The sequence below is a fragment of the Stenotrophomonas acidaminiphila genome (assembly GCA_002951995.1).
Lineage (GTDB): Bacteria > Pseudomonadota > Gammaproteobacteria > Xanthomonadales > Xanthomonadaceae > Stenotrophomonas > Stenotrophomonas acidaminiphila_A.
In genome coordinates this window covers 2,798,575-2,818,296 of sequence record CP019797.1, presented here as the reverse complement: position 1 = coordinate 2,818,296, position 19,722 = coordinate 2,798,575, and the positions used below count along the sequence as shown (strand labels likewise).

The 19,722-nt window shown below is 70.8% G+C and carries 11 protein-coding genes and 3 pseudogenes; 9 read left to right on the top strand and 5 right to left on the bottom strand.

All coding sequences use genetic code 11. From position 1 onward, the window contains the following. Nucleotides 1-146: 146 nt before the first annotated feature. The 3 genes from B1L07_12620 (at nucleotide 147) to B1L07_12610 (ending at nucleotide 3,064) form a co-directional block, all read left to right on the top strand. Nucleotides 147-710 carry an adenylate kinase gene (locus B1L07_12620; protein AUZ55781.1) on the top strand — a complete coding sequence of 188 codons (564 nt, stop codon included), beginning with the start codon at nucleotides 147-149 and terminating at the stop codon, nucleotides 708-710. A 297-nt stretch (nucleotides 711-1,007) separates the two neighbouring features. Further along, entirely contained in the window at nucleotides 1,008-2,369 is a 1,362-nt protein-coding gene (locus B1L07_12615) for a UDP-N-acetylmuramate:L-alanyl-gamma-D-glutamyl-meso-diaminopimelate ligase (GenBank protein ID AUZ55780.1), read from the top strand. Between the two features lie 86 nt (nucleotides 2,370-2,455). Further along, on the top strand, nucleotides 2,456-3,064 hold the full coding sequence (locus B1L07_12610; protein AUZ55779.1) for an ATP-dependent protease: 609 nt from the start codon (nucleotides 2,456-2,458) through the stop codon (nucleotides 3,062-3,064). Nucleotides 3,065-4,171: 1,107 nt separating this feature from the next. On the opposite strand, the gene B1L07_12605 is transcribed toward B1L07_12610, so the two are convergent. Further along, entirely contained in the window at nucleotides 4,172-6,175 is a 2,004-nt protein-coding gene (locus B1L07_12605; protein ID AUZ55778.1) for a hypothetical protein, read from the bottom strand. Between the two features lie 133 nt (nucleotides 6,176-6,308). Between B1L07_12605 and B1L07_12600 the strand changes: the two genes are divergently transcribed. Beyond that, nucleotides 6,309-6,971, top strand: a complete 663-nt coding sequence (locus tag B1L07_12600) for a serine/threonine protein kinase (protein ID AUZ56592.1) — start codon at nucleotides 6,309-6,311, stop codon at nucleotides 6,969-6,971. A gap of 278 nt (nucleotides 6,972-7,249) precedes the next feature. Here B1L07_12600 and B1L07_12595 read toward each other — a convergent pair whose 3' ends face one another. Continuing rightward, a complete protein-coding gene (locus B1L07_12595) occupies nucleotides 7,250-7,939 on the bottom strand; it encodes a hypothetical protein (protein ID AUZ55777.1) in 690 nt (229 codons plus the stop codon). Between the two features lie 138 nt (nucleotides 7,940-8,077). Between B1L07_12595 and B1L07_12590 the strand changes: the two genes are divergently transcribed. Next, the gene (locus B1L07_12590) at nucleotides 8,078-8,896 is read left to right on the top strand and encodes a short chain dehydrogenase (GenBank protein ID AUZ55776.1); all 819 of its coding nucleotides are present in this window, start codon (nucleotides 8,078-8,080) and stop codon (nucleotides 8,894-8,896) included. A gap of 42 nt (nucleotides 8,897-8,938) precedes the next feature. On the opposite strand, the gene B1L07_12585 is transcribed toward B1L07_12590, so the two are convergent. After that, nucleotides 8,939-9,814, bottom strand: coding sequence for an ion transporter (locus B1L07_12585; protein AUZ55775.1), 876 nt, complete (start codon nucleotides 9,812-9,814; stop codon nucleotides 8,939-8,941). Between the two features lie 74 nt (nucleotides 9,815-9,888). Here B1L07_12585 and B1L07_12580 point away from each other — a divergent pair, with 74 nt between their 5' ends. From B1L07_12580 to B1L07_12565, 4 genes and pseudogenes are all read left to right on the top strand, one after another. Then, nucleotides 9,889-11,115 carry an aspartate aminotransferase family protein gene (locus tag B1L07_12580; protein ID AUZ56591.1) on the top strand — a complete coding sequence of 409 codons (1,227 nt, stop codon included), beginning with the start codon at nucleotides 9,889-9,891 and terminating at the stop codon, nucleotides 11,113-11,115. Between the two features lie 284 nt (nucleotides 11,116-11,399). Further along, nucleotides 11,400-14,855: pseudogene (locus tag B1L07_12575) on the top strand (adhesin). A gap of 789 nt (nucleotides 14,856-15,644) precedes the next feature. Further along, nucleotides 15,645-15,923 (top strand): annotated as a pseudogene (locus B1L07_12570) (hypothetical protein). 519 nt (nucleotides 15,924-16,442) lie between these two features. Next, nucleotides 16,443-17,192 (top strand): annotated as a pseudogene (locus B1L07_12565) (hypothetical protein). 360 nt (nucleotides 17,193-17,552) lie between these two features. Here B1L07_12565 and B1L07_12560 read toward each other — a convergent pair. Next, complete coding sequence (locus tag B1L07_12560) at nucleotides 17,553-18,140, bottom strand: hypothetical protein (protein ID AUZ55774.1); 588 nt, start codon at nucleotides 18,138-18,140, stop codon at nucleotides 17,553-17,555. A 136-nt stretch (nucleotides 18,141-18,276) separates the two neighbouring features. Continuing rightward, the gene (locus B1L07_12555; protein AUZ56590.1) at nucleotides 18,277-19,566 is read right to left on the bottom strand and encodes a glutamate-1-semialdehyde-2,1-aminomutase; all 1,290 of its coding nucleotides are present in this window, start codon (nucleotides 19,564-19,566) and stop codon (nucleotides 18,277-18,279) included. Nucleotides 19,567-19,722: the final 156 nt, after the last annotated feature.

The following is a 19,722-nucleotide window of genomic DNA, read 5'->3' as shown; positions in this document are numbered from 1 at the left end:
CGGGGTTCTCCGGGCGGGGGACATTTCCGGGACATTGGCCGGATGCGGTAAGCTGCGTTATTGCGGTGCAGCGTGAATCGGCCCATGAGTCTAACGCCGCTGTCCGTCCCTGAAAGAAACGTCCTCTACATACAAGGGAGTCAGGAATGCGATTGGTTCTGTTGGGACCGCCCGGTTCGGGCAAGGGCACGCAGGCGACCCGCCTGAAGGAAGAGCTGGGGATTCCGCACATCTCCACCGGCGACCTGCTGCGCGCCGAAGTGGCCGCCGGCACCGAGCTGGGCAAGCAGGCCAAGGCGGTGATGGACGCCGGCAACCTGGTGTCCGACGACATCCTGCTGGGCATGCTCGAAGCGCGCCTGGCGCAGGCCGACGTCGCCAACGGCTTCATCCTCGACGGCTACCCGCGCAACGTGGCCCAGGCCAACGCGCTGGGCGAACTGCTGGCGCGCCTGCAGCAGCCGCTGGACGCGATCGTGCAGCTGGACGTGCCGACCGAACTGCTGGTCGAGCGCATCGCCGGCCGCGCCAAGGAGCAGGGCCGCGCCGACGACAACCCCGAATCGGTGCGCCAGCGCCTGCAGGTCTACAACGATTCCACCGCGCCGGTGATCGACTTCTACGCCGGCAAGGGCACCCTGGCCCGGGTCGACGGCGTCGGCGCGCTGGACGAGGTGCTGGCCCGCATCCTGGCGGCGATCAAACGCTGATGCCCGGCTTTCCGCTCCGGACCTGCGCCGGAGCGGGCGCATGAAGAACGCCCCGGACCATTGGCTGGTCCGGGGCGTTCGTCGTTGCAGGGGCCAGCAGGTGGGCGTGCTCAGAGCCCCGCAGCATGAGCTCCCTGGGGATGGCCTCTTGGGGAGTAGGACCTGAGGGATACTGCGGCTGGCCCGTGCATTCTCGGTATGAATGCCCCGGGTGGTATAGGAGTTTTCCCTACACGCCGGTAAGGGTAATGCCGGGGTGACATACCCGCGCGCCGGCGCATCGGCGACAATCGGCGCATGAGCAAGCTCCATATCCTCGGCATCGCCGGTACTTTCATGGGCGGCGTGGCCGCCCTGGCCCGCGAACTCGGCCACACGGTCGAAGGCAGCGACCAGGCGGTGTACCCGCCCATGTCCACCCAACTGGAAACGCTGGGCATCAGCCTGGCCCAGGGCTACCTGCCCGGCAACATCGGCGCCGACTGCGACGAGGTCGTGATCGGCAACGCGCTGTCGCGCGGCAACCCCGCGGTGGAGGCGGTGCTGGACGCCGGCCGGCGCTACACCAGCGGCGCGCAGTGGCTGGCCGAAAACGTACTGCCGGGCCGTGACACGCTGGCCGTGGCCGGTACCCACGGCAAGACCACCACGACCACCATCCTGGCCTTCCTGCTGCAGGCCGCCGGGCGCGAGCCGGGCTTCCTGATCGGTGGCGTGGCCGAGGATTTCGGCGTGTCGGCGCGGCTGGGCAGCGGCCGCGAGTTCGTGGTCGAGGCCGACGAGTACGACACCGCGTTTTTCGACAAGCGCAGCAAGTTCGTCCACTACCGGCCGCTGGTGGCGATCCTCAACAACCTGGAATACGACCACGCCGACATCTTCCCCGACGTGGCCGCGATCCAGCGCCAGTTCCACCACCTGGTGCGCACCGTGCCCGGGCGCGGCCGGTTGATCGTCAACGGCGAGGACGCGCGCCTGGCCGAGGTGCTGGCGATGGGCTGCTGGACGCCGGTGGAGCGCTTCGGGTTCGATCCCGCGCTGGAATGGAGCGCGCGCCTGGTCGAACCGGACGGCAGCGCGTTCGCGGTGCTGCACCGGGGCGTGGACGTGGCGCAGGTGCGCTGGCCGCTGCTGGGGCGGCACAACGTGCTCAACGGCCTGGCGGCGCTGGCCGCCGCGCATGCGGTGGGCGTGGACGTGGCCGCGGTGGCGCCGGCGCTGGCCGGCTTCCACAGCGTCAAGCGCCGCCTGGAGGTGATCGGGCAGGCGCGCGGCGTGACCGTCTACGACGATTTCGCGCACCATCCCACCGCCATCCACACCACGCTGCAAGGCCTGCGCGCGAAGGTCGGGGCGGCGCGGATCGTGGTGGCGATGGAGCCGCGCAGCAATTCGATGCGGCTGGGCGCGCATGCCGCGGCGCTGGCGCCGTCGCTGGACATCGCCGACGCGGTGGTGTTCCTGGCCCGCCCGGAGCTGCCGTGGGATGCGGCCGCGGTGATCGCGGCGGTACGCGGCCAGGCGCAGGCGGTGGCCGATACCGATGCGCTGCTGGCGCGGCTGGGCGAAGCGGTACGCGACGGCGACCATGTGGTGTTCATGTCCAACGGCGGCTTCGACGGCGCGCCGCGCCGCTTCCTGGCGCAGCTGCAGGGCTGATGCCGCGACCCGTCGCGGCGCGGGGCGCGACGGTCATGCGCTACCCTCGTCCGCGATTCCCCCGTTTCCGGAGCCTGGCCCGGCCGATGACCGACACGCAGACCCTGTCCCTGTTCCCGCTGCATGCCGTACTGCTGCCCGGCGCCGCGCTCGGCCTGCGCGTGTTCGAGCCGCGCTACCTGGACCTGCTGCGCGAATGCGGCCGCCATGGCAGCACCTTCGGCATCTGCCTGATCCTAGACGGCGAAGAAGTCGGTGCGCCGGCCACGCCCGCGGCCTGGGGCGTGGAGGCGCTGGTCGAGGATTTCGATGTCGGCGCCGACGGCGTGCTGCAACTGCGCCTGCGCGGCGGCCGCCGTTTCCACGTCGCGCGCACGCGGGTGCGCGACAACGGCCTGGTGGTGGGCGAGATCCACTGGCGCGAGCCGGACCACGACGACGAGCTGCGCCCGGAGCATGCGCTGCTGGGCCTGCTGCTGGAACGCATCCTGGAGCAGGCGGGGGGCGAGTTCGCCGGCGCCGGTCCGGCGCAGCTGGACCAGGCGGCATGGGTGGGCTGGCGGCTGGCCGAACTGCTGCCGCTGGACGAAGCGCAGCGGCTGGTGCTGCTGCAGGAAGACGACCCGCACCGGCGGCTGGAACAACTGCTCACCTGGATCCCCGATTTCGAGCCGCCGTCGGAATCCGACCTGTAGGGGCGGGGCAAGCCCCGCCCCTACGCAGCGCGGGAATTGCGGCGGTGCGCGTAGGTGCCGGGCTTGCCCGGCACGGGGCTTCACCGGGAAGGCTTGATGCAGGGCAAGCCCTGCATCTACGGGGTGCGGGAATTGCACCGGTACGCGTAGGTGCCGGGCTCGCCCGGCACGGGGCTTTACCGGGAAGGCTTCATGCAGGGCAAGCCCTGCATCTACGGGGTGCGGGAATTGCACCGGTACGCGTAGGTGCCGGGCTCGCCCGGCACGGGGCTTTACCGGGAAGGCTTCATGCAGGGCAAGCCCTGCATCTACGGGGTGCGGGAATTGCACCGGTACGCGTAGGTGCCGGGCTCGCCCGGCATGGGGCTTCACCGGGAAGGCTTCATGCAGGGCAAGCCCTGCATCTACGGGGTGCGGGAATTGCACCGGTACGCGTAGGTGCCGGGCTCGCCCGGCACGAGGCTTCATCGGGAAGGCTTGATGCAGGGCAAGCCCTGCATCTACGGAGAGCGCAAATTGCGGCGGTGCGCGTAGGTGCCGGGCTTGCCCGGCACGGGGCTTTACCGGGAAGGCTTCATGCAGGGCAAGCCCTGCATCTACGCAGAGCGGGAATTGCAGCGGTGCGCGTAGGTGCCGGGCTCGCCCGGCACGGGGCTTCACCGGGAAGGCTTCATGCAGGGCAAGCCCTGCATCTACGGAGGGCGCAAATTGCGGCGGTGCGCGTAGGTGCCGGGCTCGCCCGGCACGGGGCTTCACCGGGAAGGCTTCATGCAGGGCAAGCCCTGCATCTATGGAGGGCGGGAATTGCACCGGTACGCGTAGGTGCCGGGCTCGCCCGGCACGGGGCTTCACCGGGAAGGCTTGATGCAGGGCAAGCCCTGCATCTACGGGGTGCGGGAATTGCACCGGTACGCGTAGGTGCCGGGCTCGCCCGGCATGGGGCTTCACCGGGAAGGCTTCATGCAGGGCAAGCCCTGCATCTACGGAGGGCGCGAATTGCACCGGTACGCGTAGGTGCCGGGCTCGCCCGGCACGGGGCTTTACCGGGAAGGCTTCATGCAGGGCAAGCCCTGCATAAACGGAGAGCGGGAGGGGCAACGCCCGCCGCTACGGTTGCGGTTCGCTGCGGATCATCAACAACTGCATCCCGTTTTCGGGCATGGCCTGGGTACGGGTCTGCATGCCGTCCAGCGATTGCGTCACCGCGGCCAGCGCCGGGTCCACCCCGCGCAGCGGCAGCCACAGCCCGAACAGTTTGAAGTGGCGCTGGAACCGCAGGGTCTGCGCGCTGCCCAGCCACAGCGGCGCCTGGCCCGGCTGCAGCCGTACCGGCGCCGGCCACAGGCGCAGCGCATGCAGTTCGTCCGGGCGCGCGCCCCGGCGCAGCATCAGCAGCGATTCGACATGGGTGTCCAGCGTCGCCGGCAGCACCGGTACCTGGTCCGGCGTGGCCTTGCTGTCCAGCATGGTCAGGGCCTGCTGCCAGCCGGCCTGCGGCTGCAGCCGCCAGCCGTGGCGTTCCAGTTGCGCCTGCAGCGGCGCCAGCGGCCCGGCCACCTGCACGTCCAGCGGCCAGCGCTGGTCGTCGTCGAATTCGTTGCGGCGTGCCGGCAGCTCGCGCCAGCCGTCCTGCCACCACACCGCCATGTCCATCGTCCGCGGTGCCTCGGCCGCCGGTTCGAACTTGGCCAGTTTGGCCGCCACGTTGCGCGGCGCGTACCAGAACCCGGCCAGCAGGAAGACGCCATAGAACAGCCACGTCACCGGCTTGACCCAGAACGAGCGGTTGAAGCGGCGGCGGTAGGCGATGCCCAGCACCAGCAGCCAGAAAATGCCGAACAACATGCCGCCGATGACATCGCTCAGCCAGTGTGCGCCCAGGTACAGGCGGGCAAAACCAATGATCGTGACCACGATGCCCGACACCAGGTACGGCCAAACCCGCGTGCGCCCGGGCAGCTCGCGGCTGATCAGCACCGCGAAGAAGCCGAAGGTGATGGTGGCCATGGTCACCGACACCGACGGGAAGCCGAAGCCGCTGCTGGCGGCCGGTGGCCGCACCACGTCCACGGTGGTGCCCAGCAGCTTGGTCAGCGCCAGGCCGAAGGCCAGCGCCGCCAGCCAGTGCGCGGCAGCCATCCAGCGCCGGCGCCAGCACAGGTAGCCCATGCCGGCGGCGATCGCCGGCAACAGCACCTGCCAGTCGCCCAGCGAGGCCAGCGCCGCCATCGGGTAGTCGGCCAGCGGGTTGCGCAGCGCCAGCATCAGCTGGTGCACCGCCAGGTCCAGCGACAGCGGCTCGCCATGGCCGACCACCACCATCAGCAGCACGAACCAGCCCCAGCCCAGCAACAGCAGCATCAGCGCCAGCATCGCCAGCGGCACCGACTCGCGCCGGCGCGGGTCGAACAGGTCGTTCCAGTAGCGGCCGAGCAGGTGCGGATGGCGCTGCGACCAGCGCAGCAGCCGCGCCAGCCAGCCGTCCATGCGCGCGGCCGACCAGCGGTAGCCGTACAGCACGATCGCCCACACCAGCCCCAGCATCACCCCGAGCAGCGCCACCACCACGAACAGCCGGCCGGCGACCGCGGCCACTGCGTCGTAGGCCTGGCCCAGCGCCCAGCCCGGCAGCAGGAACAGCACCGCCCACGACAGGCTGGCCACCGCGCTGGGCTGCGCGTAGCGCGCCAGCGGCATCTTCGCCATGCCGGCGATGGCCGGCACGAACGGGCGGATCGCGCCGACGTAGCGCGCCACCAGGATGCTCTTGAAGGCGTTGCGCCTGAACAGCAGTTCGCCGCGTTCCAGCAACTGCGGGTAGCGGCTGAATGGCCATACCCCGCGCAGGCGGTCGCCCCAGCGGCGGCCGACCCAGTAGCTCAGGCCATCCCCGCAGAACGCACCCAGCGCGGCGCAGGCCACCGCATACGGGCCGGAGATCTCGCCCATGCCGATCAGCACGCCGACGGCGATCATCAGCGGCAGTGCCGGCACGATCGCGCCGAGGATGATCACCGCGTCGCAGAAGGCGATGGCGAAGACGGCACCGCCGGCCAGCACCGGGTGTGCGGCGATCCAGGCCAGGAGAGAGTCGATCCAGGAAGGTTGCATCGCGGGATTATAAAAGGGCGTGGGGGTCTGACCGCTGCCCTGCGCCGGGGTTCCGGACAGCGGCCATGCAGGTAATGCGACGCCGCGTCGCCGCGCGCCTGGGCGGCGGGTGCCAGCGGCTAGAATGGCGCTGATGGCCATTTCCCACGACGACGGCGTCCAGATCCTCAAATCCGACAGCTTCGGCCGCATCCTGGTGGTGTGCGAGGGCGGCCGCCGCTTCGTGCGCCGCGATCTGGGCGCCACCCCGTGGTGGCTGCGGCTGCCGGCGTGGTGGCTGGCGCGGCGCGAGGCGCGCGCGCTGGCCAGGCTGGGCGGAATGGAGGCGACCCCGCGGCTGCTGCGCTGGGACGGGCGCTGGCTGGACCGCAGCTACATGGAGGGCGCGGCCATGCACCTGCGCCCGCCGCGTGGCGACGTGGCCTGGTTTCATGCCGCGCGCCGCCTGCTGCAGCAGGTGCACCGGCAGGGCATCGCCCACAATGACCTGGCCAAGGAAGCCAACTGGCTGGTGCGCGCCGACGGCTCGCCGGCGCTGATCGACTTCCAGCTCGCGGTCTGCGGCGACCCGCGCTCGCGCTGGATGCGCCTGCTCGCGCGCGAGGACCTGCGCCATCTGCTCAAGCACAAGCGCATGTACTGCCGGCAGGCGCTGACCCCGGTGGAACTGCGCCTGCTCAAGCGCCATTCGTGGGTGCGCGAACTGTGGTTCGCCACCGGCAAGCCGGTGTACCGCTTCGTGACCCGGCGCATCCTGCACTGGGAAGACAACGAGGGGCAGGGCCCGAAGATGTGACGCAGCCCGCGCAGCGGGCTGCGTCACAAAGTTCCGCACGGCAGAACGTTGGGCCCCGACGCCTTGCCGGCCTATCCCCGCGCCTTTGGCGCGCCCCCCTTGATACAAAGGAGGGCTTGGCGCCATCACGTTGGCAATGCGCGTGGAGATGGGCGTGCCCCGCCGGGGGCTGCCGGGAAATCCACAGCGGGGCAGGGCCCGTTCTACGGTGGGTTCGCCGGAGGGGGGGCGGCGTTGTGGGGCCGGCCTGCGTCGACCGAGCAGGGCGACGTCATCGCTCAGCGCACCTCCACCACCTGCCTGCCGATGTAGCGGCGCTGGGCGTCGAAGTCGTAGCCCAGGGTGAGTATGCCGTCGTCGGCGCAGGCATGGCAGCCGCGCAGCGGCGTGGCGTACAGCAGGCGCACGCCGCCGTCGGCCAGCGGCGCGGTGCCGGCGGTTTGCGCCGGTGCGAACGGCACGGCCTCCGGGTGCCTGTCGAAGAATGCGCGGGCCTGCGCCCCGGTGCGGGCACTGTCCGGCAGCACATCCGCATCCACGTCGATGGTGCGTCCGTTGGCATCCACCAGCCAGGTGCCCTGGTTGGTGTTGGCGCGCAGCGGGAATTCCAGGGTCGCCACGCCCACCCCGGACTGGTCGTCCCAGGCGCTGACATAACCGGATTCGCCCTGTGCCGCCAGGCGCTGCGCGGCGGCGATCGCGGCCGGTGTCGCGCCGGCGCCGCGCATGGCTTCGACCACGCAGTGGTTGCCACCGGGCGCGGCCGCCTGGCGGCAGCCGTCGGTCGCCCCGCTCCATACCGCGCTGGCATCGATCCGCACCGGCGTGGCATCGCCGTTGCCCAGGCCGGTGGTCTGCCCGGCGACGTCGCGCGGGTGCGTCGCCTCGCCGGGCGGCGCGGTGCGCTCCTGGCAGGCGGGCAGGGACAAGGCGAGCAGCAGGGAAACGACGACAGGCAGGGATTTCATGGCAACGCACGACGGCTGTGGAAGGGCGCCAGTATCGACATCGCGGATTAACCGCAGGTGTTCGCGCGGCACCGGCAGGGGCGGTCGCGCCGGTGGCGCATAATGCGCTCCGCTTCCATCGGTATCGCGGAGTCGCGCATGAGCACCCTGCAAGGCAAGACCCTTTTCATCACCGGCGCCTCGCGCGGCATCGGCCTGGCGATCGCGCTGCGCGCCGCGCGCGACGGCGCCAACGTCGCCATCGCCGCCAAGTCGGCGGTGCCCAACCCCAAGCTGCCCGGCACCATCCACAGCGCCGTGGAGGCGGTCAACGCGGCCGGTGGCCGCGGCCTCGCGCTGAAGTGCGACATCCGCGAGGAAGACCAGGTACGCGCGGCGGTGGCGGCCACGGTCGACACCTTCGGCGGCATCGACATCCTGGTCAACAACGCCTCGGCGATCTGGCTGCGGGGCACGCTGGACACGCCGATGAAACGCTTCGACCTGATGCAGCAGGTCAATGCGCGCGGCAGTTTCCTGTGCGCGCAGGCGTGCCTGCCGCACCTGCTGCAGGCGCCGAACCCGCACATCCTGACCCTGGCGCCGCCGCCGAGCCTGGACCCGAAATGGTGGCGGCCGCATACCGGCTATACCTTGGCCAAGATGGGCATGAGCTTCGTGACCCTGGGCCTGGCCGCCGAGTTCGGCCCGCAGGGCGTGGCGGTCAATGCACTCTGGCCGCGCACGGTCATCGCCACCGACGCGATCAACATGATTCCCGGGGTCGATGCGGCCGCTTGCCGCCGCCCGGAGATCATGGCCGATGCCGCGCACGCGGTGCTGGTGCGCGAAGCGGCCGGCTTCAGCGGCCAGTTCCTGATCGACGACGAGGTGCTGGCGCAGGCCGGGGTCAGCGACCTGTCCGGCTACGCGGTCGATCCCGCGCGGGCGCTGCTGCCCGACCTGTTCCTGGACTGAAACGCCGCAGTGGCCGTGGGCGCGTGCCCGCGGTCATGCCGGTCACGGTTCCAGCGGCTCGGGCAGTTCATGCCCGCAGCGGTTGCAGTAGCGGGCCTCCTGCTCGTGGCCCTCGTGGCCGCAGACGATGCAGCCGCGGTCGTCGCGGCGGCGGCGCCAGGCTTCGGCCTGGCGCATGCCGTTGGCCAGTTCGGCGGTGTAGATGCCGGTGGGCACGGCGATGATGCTGTAGCCGATCAGGATCAGCACCGAGGTGACGAAGCGCCCCAGCGTGGTCTGCGGCACGATGTCGCCGAAACCGACCGTGGCCATGGTCACCACCGCCCAGTACATGCTGGCCGGGATGCTGCTGAAGCCGTGGCTGGGGCCCTCGATCACGTACATCAGCGAGCCGGCGATGATCGCGATGGTGACCACCATCGACAGGAACAGCAGGATCTTGCGGCGGCTGCGCCACAGCGCCTGCATCAGGATGCCGCTTTCCTCGATGTAGCGGGTCAGCTTGAGGATGCGGAACACGCGCAGGATGCGCAGCGCGCGCACCACCAGCAGCGACTGCGCGCCCGGCAGCAGCAGCGAGATATAGGTGGGCAGGATCGCCAGCAGGTCGATCACCCCCCAGATGCTGAGCGCATAGCGCAGCGGCCGCCGCACCACCAGCAGCCGCAGCACGTATTCGGCGGTGAACAGCAGGGTGAACCCCCATTCGACCACGTAGAACCACGATGCCCAGGCGGCGTGGATGTGCTGCACGCTGTCGAACATCACCACCGTGACGCTGGCGACGATGGCGTAGACCAGCAGCAGGTCGAAGTTGCGCGAGGGCCGGGTGTCGCGCCGGTGGATGATGTCGAACCAGCGGCGGCGCCAGCCCGTCTCGGACGCGGGGTTCAGCTGCGGGGTGGAGAACAGTCGCATGGCGCTATTGTGCCGCAGCCCGGGTAATGGGGGAGAATGCGGCTTTCGCCCACCACTACCACTACCGGAACGCCATGACCGCTGTCGCCGAGCCGCTGTTGTCCCTGTCGCAGTACTACCTGCCGGTGTACCGGCCCCGCCAGCTCGTGCTCGAGCGTGGCCAGGGGGCGCGGCTCTGGGATACGCAGGGGCGCGAGTTCATCGACCTGGCGGCCGGCATCGCGGTGTGCAGCCTCGGCCACAACAACCCGGAACTGAAGGCCGCGCTGCTGGCCCAGGCCGACAAGCTCTGGCACACCAGCAACATGTTCTACAGCGAGCCGCCGCTGCACCTGGCGCAGGAGTTGGTGCAGGCCTCGCGCTTCGCCAGCCGCGTGTTCCTGTGCAACTCCGGCGCCGAGGCCAACGAGGTGGCGATCAAGCTGGTGCGCAAGTGGGCCGCGGCGCAGGGCCGGCCGCCGGAGAAGCGGGTCATCGTCACCTTCCGCGGCAGCTTCCATGGCCGCACCCTGGCCACGGTGACCGCCACCGCCCAGCCCAAGTACCAGGAAGGCTACGAGCCGCTGCCCGGTGGCTTCCGCTATGCCGATTTCAACGACGTGGCTCAGCTGGAAGCGGCCATGGCCGGCGGCGACGTGGCCGCGGTGATGTTCGAGCCGGTGCAGGGCGAGGGCGGGGTGATGCCGGCCTCGGCCGAGTTCATGCGCCGTGCCCGCGAGCTGTGCGACCAGCACGACGCGCTGCTGGTGCTGGACGAGATCCAGGTGGGCATGGGCCGCACCGGCGAGCTGTTCGCGCACTGGAACTGGGGCGTGACCCCGGACATCGTCAGCCTGGCCAAGGCGCTGGGCGGCGGCTTCCCGGTCGGCGCCATGCTGGCCGGGCCGAAGGTGGCCGAGGTCATGGGCGTTGGCGCCCACGGCACCACCTTCGGCGGCAACCCGCTGGCCGCGGCGGTGGCGCGGGTGGCGCTGCGCACCCTGGCCTCGGAGGGAATCAAGGCCAACGTGGCCCGGCAGTCGGCCGCGCTCAAGGCCGGGCTGGAAGCGATCGGCGCCGAGTTCGGCGTGTTCGAGCAGGTGCGCGGCATGGGCCTGATGATCGGCGCGGTGCTCAAGCCGGAGTACGTGGCCGATATCGGCGCGCTGCTCGACCTGGCCGCCGAAAAGCAGGTGCTGATCCTGCAGGCCGGTACCAGCGTGCTGCGCTTCGTGCCGCCGCTGAACATCACCGACGAGGAACTGGCCGAGGGCCTCAAGCGCGTGCGCGAGGCGATCGCCGCCTACGTCGCCGCGCGCTGACGGCCCGGGAACGACTCCGCCGGGACGCCGCGGCATGGCCCCGTCCCGGCCCCGGAGCCCTTCCGGAAGACCCGTCCCGGCTGTTAGATTCGCCACGCCCGCGCGAGCGGGGGTGAGGGTTGTCGATGATCCGCCAGACCCGGTGAGAGGGGGCGTGATCGGATCCGGCTGCTTTCTGCGGTAGGGGATATTGAGAGATTCATTCGTGGGCGGGTCGCCGGTGGGCGGGCCGCCCCTTTGCATACCCACAGGGGACTCACATGCCGGCCACTTTCACTCGTTTTCTGCTCGGGAAGATGCCCCGCGCGCTGCGCCTGGCGCCCTGGGCGCTGATGGCCGCGCTGGCATGGGCGACCGGTGCGGCGGCCGCCCCGATCCCCTCCGCCATCATGATCAACTTCGACTCTGCCGGCTTTGTCGAAAGCGCCGACCATGGTTCGAATGTCTACACCCAGGGTGACGTGAAGATCACCTACAGCGCGGCCAACTGGTTCCAGGATGTCGATGACGGCCAGTCCGGCAGTGCAGGCCTGTTCGCCGGGGCGTTCACCGGCGAGGAGACGGTCACCCTCGAGACCGCGTCCGGTAATGAGTTCCAGTTTACGAGCTTCTTCATCAATGCGTTCGGAGGCGGCTTTTCCCAGGTTGAAGGCTTTCGCGACGGGGCAAGCGTCGGCGTCCAGACGACGGGGAACGGCTTTGGGCAGGCCAATGGCGCCTTCATGGTGTCCTTGAACGCCACTTTCAACAACGTCGACAAGGTCGTCATAACTTCGAATTCGGGTGGTTTCTACGACGTTTTCGACAGTTTCATCCTCAATCCGCCACCCGACACCACGCCGCCGACGGTGACCAACGTAACCTCGGGCACCGCCAACGGCACGTACAAGGTGGGTGATGTCATCAGTGTCCAGATCGGTTTCAGCGAGACCGTGTGGGTCGCCGGCACGCCGCAGCTGACCCTGGAAACCGGCACCACCGACCGCGTCATCAACTACACCAGCGGTTCCAACAGCAACACCCTGAGCTTCAACTACACCGTGCAGGCCGGCGATACCAGCGCCGATCTGGACTACGTGGCCAGCAGCGCCCTGGCCCTCAACGCCGGCACCATCAAGGACCTGGCGGGCAACAATGCGCTGCTGACGCTGCCGGCGCCGGGCGCGGCCGGCTCGCTGGGCGCGAACAGGAACCTCGTCATCGACGGCGTGGCGCCCACGGTTTCCGGGGTTACCTCCAGTACCGCCAACGGCACCTACAAGGCCGGCGACGTTGTTTCGATCCAGGTCAATTTCAGCGAGGCGGTGACAGTCACCGGCACCCCGCAGCTGGCCCTGGAAACCGGCGCCACCGACCGCGCGGTCAACTACGCCAGTGGCAGCGGCACCAGCACGCTGACGTTCAACTATACGGTGCAGGCCGGCGACACCAGCGCCGACCTGGATTACGTTTCCACCACCGCGCTGGCGCTCAACGGCGGCACCATCAAGGACGCGGCCGACAACCCTGCCACCCTGACCCTGCCCGTGCCGGGCGCGGCCAACTCGCTTGGCGCGAACAAGGCCCTGGTCATCGATGGCGCCGCGCCGGTGGTGAGCGCCATCGCGCCTGCCGGCGGCGCGGCCTCGACGGATACCTCGGTGAGCTTCAGCGTCACCTTCAGCGAGCCGGTGAGCGGCGTGTCCACCGACGATTTCGCCCTGGCCAGCACCGGCACCGCCGCGGGCACCCTCGCCAGCGTGTCCGGCAGCGGCAGCAGCTACACCGTTGTCGTCGACGGCATCACCGGCAATGGCACGCTGAAGGTCAACCTCAACGCGTCCACCAACATCGTCGACGGCGCCGGCAATGGCCCGCCGGCCGCGTTTACCGCGGGCACGACCCATACCGTGGCCATCCCCACCGCGCCGGGTGCGCCGACCATCGGCACGGCCACGGCCGCCGACGGGCAGGTGTCGGTGGCCTTCACCGCGCCGGTCAACAACGGCGGTTCGGCCATCACCGGGTATACGGTCACCTCCAATCCCGGCGGGATCACCGCCGGCGGCAACGGATTCACCACCTCGCCGATCACGGTGACCGGCCTGAGCAACGGCACCGCCTATACCTTCACGGTGACGGCGACCAACGCCGTCGGCACCAGCACCGCTTCCAGCGCCAGCAACCCGGCCACACCGAAGGCCAGCCAGACCATCACCTTCGCCCCGCCCCCGGCGCAGAACTTCGGCACGTCGCCGACGTTGGCGGCCACGGCCAGCTCCGGGCTGGTGGTGACGTTCTCCTCCACCACCACGGCGGTATGCACCATCACCGCCGGCGGCGCGCTGACCTTCGTCAGCGCAGGCAGCTGCACCATCGACGCCGACCAGGCCGGCAATGCCGCCACCCATGCCGCGCCGACGGTATCGCAGACCTTCGCGGTCAATGCCGTTGTCCCGGGCGCGCCGACCATCGGCACGGCCACGGCCGGCGAGACCCAGGCGGACGTGGCGTTCACCGCGCCGGCCAGCACCGGTGGCGCGGCGATCACCGGATACACGGTGACCTCCAACCCGGGTGGCCTCACCGGCACCGGGACCAGCTCGCCGATCACGGTGACCGGCCTGACCAACGGGGTGCCTTACACCTTCACCGTGACCGCCACCAACAGTGCGGGCACGGGCGGGGCATCGAGCGCATCCAACAGCGTCACCCCGGCCTCGCCGCAGGTCATCACCTTCGCCGATCCCGGTGCGCAGAATTTCGGGACGTCGCCGACGTTGTCGGCCACGGCCACCTCCAACCTGACGGTGGCGTTCTCCTCGTCCACCAGCGGCGTGTGCACCATCACCTCCGGCGGCGTTCTGACATTCATCACTGCCGGTACCTGCACCATCAACGCCAATCAGGCAGGGAGCAGTAGTTACCTGCCGGCACCGCAGGTCTCCCGCTCGTTCACGGTCAATCCGGTGGTGCCGGGCGCACCGACCATCGGCACCGCCGTCGCCGGCGACACCCAGGCCAGCGTGGCGTTCACTGCGCCGGCCAATACCGGCGGCAGCCCCGTGCTGGGCTATACCGTGACGGTGTCGCCGGCCGATGTGGCGCCGGTCAACGGTGCCAGCTCGCCGATCGTGGTCACCGGCCTGACCAACGGCCAGGCCTATACCTTCACCGTCACCGCGGACAACAGCGCGGGCACCGGCGCGGCGTCGGCCGTGTCCAACAGCATCACCCCCAAGGCGGCCCAGACCATCACCTTCGCCAACCCGGGTACGCAGACCTTCGGCACCACGCTGACGCTGAGCGCGACCTCCGATTCGGGGCTGTCCCCGACCTTCACCTCGTCCACGACCGCGGTGTGCACCATCACCGCCGGCGGCGCGCTGACCTTCCTCAGTGCCGGCACCTGCACCATCAACGCCGACCAGGCCGGCAACGGCAGCTATCTGGCCGCGACCCAGGTCACCCGTTCGTTCACCGTCAACGCGGTGGTCCCGGGCGCACCGACCATCGGTACCGCCACGGTGACCGGCCCCGGCCGGGTGTCGGTGAGCTTCAGCGCACCGGCGTCCAATGGCGGCACCGCGATCACCGGCTACACGGTGACGCCCAGCCCGGCAGTGGCCGGCGGTCCGACTACTGGCAGCGGCTCGCCGATCACGGTCAACGGGCTGGACACGGGCACCGCGTACACCTTCACCGTGACCGCCAGCAACAGCGTGGGCACCGGTACGTCGTCGGCCGCCTCCAATGCAGTGACCACGGCGGTGACCCAGGTCATCACCTTCGCCAACCCGGGCGCGCAGGCGTTCGGCACCACGCCGACGCTGGTGGCCTCGGTCGACTCCGGCCTGCCACTGCGCTTTGTTTCCTCCACCCCGGCGGTATGCACGGTCACCGCCGCCGGCGTGCTGGCCTTTGCCAGCGCCGGCACCTGCACGGTGACGGTGCACCAGGACGGTGATGCCAGCCACCTGGCAGCGTCGCTGACGCAATCGTTCAACGTTACCGCGCTGGTGCCGCAGACGCCGGTGGTGGGCGAAGTGAGCGTACGCGGCTCGGGCGAGGTGGACGTGGCATTCACGCCGTCGGCGCCCACCGGCCAGCCGGTGACCTACACGGTCACCGCGCAGCCCGGCGGCATCACCGCCAGCGGTACGGCCTCGCCGATCACCGTGCGCGGGCTGACCGACGGGGTGAGCTACACCTTCACCCTCACCGCCGCGGCCGCGGCCGGCACCAGCGCGCCCTCGGCGCCCTCGGCGCCGGTGGTGCCGCAGGTGCTGCAGGCGGTGCTCTTCGACGAGGTGGGCACGCAGCGCTTCGACCAGGTGCCGGTGCTGTCCGCCCGCGCCGACTCCGGGCTGCCGGTGACCTTCGCCTCGCCGACGCAGGACGTATGCACGGTCACCAGCGACGGCCTGCTGGCCTTCGTGCAGGCCGGCAACTGCACCGTGGTGGCCACCCAGGCCGGCGATGCCACCCATCGCCCGGCCTCGGCCACGCGCACGTTCCGGATCGATCCGGTGCCGCCGGGCGTGCCGGAGATCCAGACGCTGACGCCCGTCGGCCCCGGGCAGGTGAGCGTGGCGTTCGTGCCGCCGGGGTTCACCGGTGGTGTGCCCATCGACGGGTACCGGGTCACCGCCACGCCGCAGGCCAGCGCGGCACCGGCGGCCCGCACGATGAGCCTGCGCGCGGCGGCCACGCCGGGCGTGGTCACGGCCACCGGCAGCGGCTCGCCGATCCTGGTGCAGGGGCTGGCTGACGGGGTGAGCTACGTGTTCACCGTGGCCGCCTACAACCTGGCCGGCGAAGGCGAGCCGGACAGCGCCACCGAACTGGTGGCGGCCCCGAGCCTGAGCTGGGTCGGCGACCTGCAGAAGATGTACGGCCAGGCCGATTTCGAGCTGCCGCTGCCGCAGAGCAACAGCCCCGGTGCCTTCACCTTCGCCAGCAGCAACCCGGCGGTGGCCACGGTCAACGGCCGCACCGTCACCCTGGTGGGCGAAGGCACGACCACGCTGACCGCCACCCAGGCGGCGACCCCCAACTACCTCACCGGCACGGTGTCGGTCACGCTGGTGGTCAGCCCCCGTCCGGACCCGACCCTGGACGCGCAGGTCAGCGCTGGCATCCAGGCGCAGGTCGACGCCAGCGTGCGCTTCGCGCAGGTGCAGGGCGACAACATCCGCGACCGCCTGCGGCAGGTGCGCGGCGGGCACAACGCCAGCAGCGTCAACATGGCGCTGGCCTATGCCGGCAGCCAGGGCGTGCCGGGGCTGTCGATGCCGGTGGGCCGCGTGGCCGAGGCGGCATTGCCGGCGCTGCCGGAAGGCTGGGGCCTGTGGCTGGCCGGTACCGCGGGCTTCGGCAAGACCGGGCGCAACGGCCGCGCCGGCGGCGGCTTCGACTTCAACACCGGCGGCCTGACCCTGGGCGCGGACCGCGCGGTCGGCGAGCACGTGTTGCTGGGCCTGGCAGGCAGCTGGGGCCGGCAGGGTACCGACTTCGACGACACCCCGTCCAAGGTCGATGCCGACCAGCGCTCGCTGGCGGTCTACGGCCTGTGGCGGCTGGGCGAGCACCTGTTCGTGGACGGCCTGTTGGCCAACGGCCGGCTGGACTTCGACCTGGTCCGCTGGAGCGAGCTGGCCAACGCCAGCGCCCAGGCCACGCGCAGCGGCGACCAGTGGTTCGGCGCGCTGACCTTCGGCTACGAACATCGCAGTGCCTCCGGGCTGAGCCTGACCGGCTATGGCCGCTACGACGGGCACCGGGCGACGCTGGACGGCTACCGCGAGACCGGGCTGGGCGCCTATGACCTGGCCTATGGCCGGCAGCGGGTGGACAACAGCGCGCTGGCGCTGGGCCTGGAGGGCAGCATGCTGTTCCAGCGCGAACGGCTGAGCTGGCGCCCGCACTGGCGCATCGAATACCGCGGTGCGCTGGAAAACCGCGGCGACGTGGCGGTGAACTACCAGCAGCGTCCGCGCGATGTCGATTACGTGCTGGCGATGCGCAGCTACAACGACGACATGCTGTCGCTGGGCGCGGGCATGGACCTGCAGCTGGACAGCGGCTGGCTGTTCTCGCTGCTGCTGGGCCGCGAGCAGGGCCGCAACGCGATGCACAGCACCAGCATCGGCCTGCAGGTGCGCTACGGGCAGCAGGGCGCACAGGCGCCGATGTATGGCGAGAACGGCGATGCGTTCAACGCGGACATGACCGGCGACAGCCGCCGCCGCTGCCGCGGGCCGGCACCGCGCTGCGCTGCGCCGGGCACGGCGCCGGGGGACACCCGGCCCTGAGCACGGGCGACCGCGCCGGCCACGGCCGGCGCGGTTCGGTGCAGGCGTGCACAGGGCAAGACGCCGCCGCCGCGTCGTGGTGGCCGTCGCGCGGGGGATGCAGGATACGGCGGGCCGGCGGCGCGGCCCGCGTCCGCCGGGCACTCAGAGCAGGCGGTAGCGGCGCAGCACGCGGCGCAGCGACTGGGTGTGGTGCGCGGTGTCCGCGTGCAGGCCGGCGCTGCGCGCGCCCTGCACGTTGCGGAACAGGTGATCGACGAACAGGGTGCGGGCCGGTACGCCGCCGAGCCGTGCGGTCGCGGCCAGGTAGATCCACGGGTCGGGCTTGCGCACGCCCAGCGTGGCGCTGCACAGCACCTCGATGCCGGGCAGCAGCGCGGTGATCGCGGCCACGCTCAGCGGGCCGTTGTTGGTCAGCACGGCGACGCGGACCGCCGGGCGCAGCTGCCGCAGCAGGGCGAGCGTGTCGCGGCGCAGGGCACTGGCCGCGGTACGGGCGGCGAACCAGTCGGCGGCGGACAGGCGGCTGCCGAGGCGTGTGTTCAACGCCTGCAGCAAGGCCTCGCCATCCAGGTCGCCGCGCGCGTGCGCCGGTTCCAGGTGCTCGCCGCGCAGCGCCGCGTCGACCATGGCCGGCGCGCAGCCGGCCAGCGCCGCCAGGTGCTGGAGATGGCGGGAATGGTCGTAGTCGGCCAGCAGACCGTCGAAATCGAGCAGCAGCGTCTGGATCATGCGGGCCGCCTTCTGCAGGAGCGCACTTCGGCGCGCGATGCCGCTTGCATGCACGCAGCGCGGGTGCCGGGCCTGCCCGGCACGGGGGCTGTGTGCGGAAGGCCGATGCGGGGCAGGCCCCGCATCTCCCCGGGCCTCAGGCGGCGACCACCTTGAACGCTTCGCGCGCGGCGGCCAGGGTGGCGTCGATCACCGCGTCGTCGTGCGCGCTGGACAGGAACCCGGCCTCGTAGGCCGACGGCGCCAGGAACACGCCGCGCTCCAGCATCGCGTGGAAGAAACGGTTGAACGCGGCGATGTCGCAGGCGGTGGCCTGGGCGTAGGTCTCCACCTTCTGGTCGGTGAAGAACAGCCCGAACATCGCGCCGACGCAGGTGGTGGTGACGGCGACGCCGGCCTCGCGCGCGGCCGCCTCCAGGCCCTCGCACAGGCGCGCGGTGCGTGCGGCCAGGCCGGCGTGGAAGCCGGGCGCCTGGATCAGCTCCAGCATCGCCAGGCCGGCGGCCATCGCCACCGGGTTGCCGCTGAGCGTGCCGGCCTGGTAGATCGGGCCGGCCGGGGCGATCTGCTGCATCAGGTCGCGGCGGCCGCCGTAGGCGCCCACCGGCATGCCGCCGCCGATGATCTTGCCGAAGGTGGTCAGGTCCGGGGTGATGCCGTAGTGCGCCTGTGCGCCGCCCAGCGCCACGCGGAAGCCGGTCATCACTTCGTCGAAGATCAGCAGCGCGCCATGCCGGGTGCACAGCGCGCGCAGGTGCTGCAGGTAGCCGTCGCGCGGCGGGATGCAGTTGGCGTTGCCGACCACCGGTTCGATGATCAGCCCGGCGATCTCGCTACCCTGCGCCTCGAACAGCGCGGTGGCGGCCTCGAAATCGTTGTAGGGCAGGGTCAGGGTCAGTTCGCTCAGGCCGGCCGGCACGCCCGGCGAGGTCGGCACGCCCAGGGTCAGCATGCCGCTGCCGGCCTTGACCAGGAACGAGTCGCCATGGCCGTGGTAGCAGCCTTCGAACTTGACGATCCTGCTGCGGCCGGTGGCGCCGCGCGCCAGGCGGATCGCCGACAGCGTCGCCTCGGTACCGGAGTTGACCATGCGCACCATCTCGCACGACGGCACCAGGCGGGTGATGGTTTCGGCCATGGTCACCTCGGCCGGGCAGGGCGCGCCGAACGACAGGCCATTGCCGATGGCCCGCTGCACCGCCTCGCGCACCGCCGGGTGGTTGTGGCCGACGATCATCGGGCCCCACGAGCCGACGTAGTCGATGTAGCGGTTGCCGTCCACGTCATGCAGGTAGGCGCCGTCGGCACGCTGCACGAAGAACGGTTCGCCGCCGACCGACTTGAACGCGCGCACCGGCGAGTTGACGCCGCCGGGCAGCAGCTGCTGCGCGCGGGTGAACAGGGCGTGGGACTGGTCGTGGTTCAGGGACATGGCAGGCACGGGAGTGACGAAAGAATGCGCCCATTGTCCGCTTTCGCGCCGGGCGCTGCCACGCGCCGCCGCCGCCATGACCAATGGCCCGCAGGGGCGCGGCGGGCGCATGCAAGAATGCGCCACGATCCGTCCCCAAGGGAGAGCCAT

Coding starts and splice junctions, on each gene's coding strand:
- B1L07_12610 (AUZ55779.1), top strand. CDS start 2,456: ATGACCGACACGCAGACCCTGTCCCTGTTCCCGCTGCATGCCGTACTG.
- B1L07_12605 (AUZ55778.1), bottom strand. CDS start 6,175: ATGCAACCTTCCTGGATCGACTCTCTCCTGGCCTGGATCGCCGCACAC.
- B1L07_12560 (AUZ55774.1), bottom strand. CDS start 18,140: ATGATCCAGACGCTGCTGCTCGATTTCGACGGTCTGCTGGCCGACTAC.
- B1L07_12600 (AUZ56592.1), top strand. CDS start 6,309: ATGGCCATTTCCCACGACGACGGCGTCCAGATCCTCAAATCCGACAGC.
- B1L07_12585 (AUZ55775.1), bottom strand. CDS start 9,814: ATGCGACTGTTCTCCACCCCGCAGCTGAACCCCGCGTCCGAGACGGGC.
- B1L07_12620 (AUZ55781.1), top strand. CDS start 147: ATGCGATTGGTTCTGTTGGGACCGCCCGGTTCGGGCAAGGGCACGCAG.
- B1L07_12590 (AUZ55776.1), top strand. CDS start 8,078: ATGAGCACCCTGCAAGGCAAGACCCTTTTCATCACCGGCGCCTCGCGC.
- B1L07_12595 (AUZ55777.1), bottom strand. CDS start 7,939: ATGAAATCCCTGCCTGTCGTCGTTTCCCTGCTGCTCGCCTTGTCCCTG.
- B1L07_12615 (AUZ55780.1), top strand. CDS start 1,008: ATGAGCAAGCTCCATATCCTCGGCATCGCCGGTACTTTCATGGGCGGC.
- B1L07_12580 (AUZ56591.1), top strand. CDS start 9,889: ATGACCGCTGTCGCCGAGCCGCTGTTGTCCCTGTCGCAGTACTACCTG.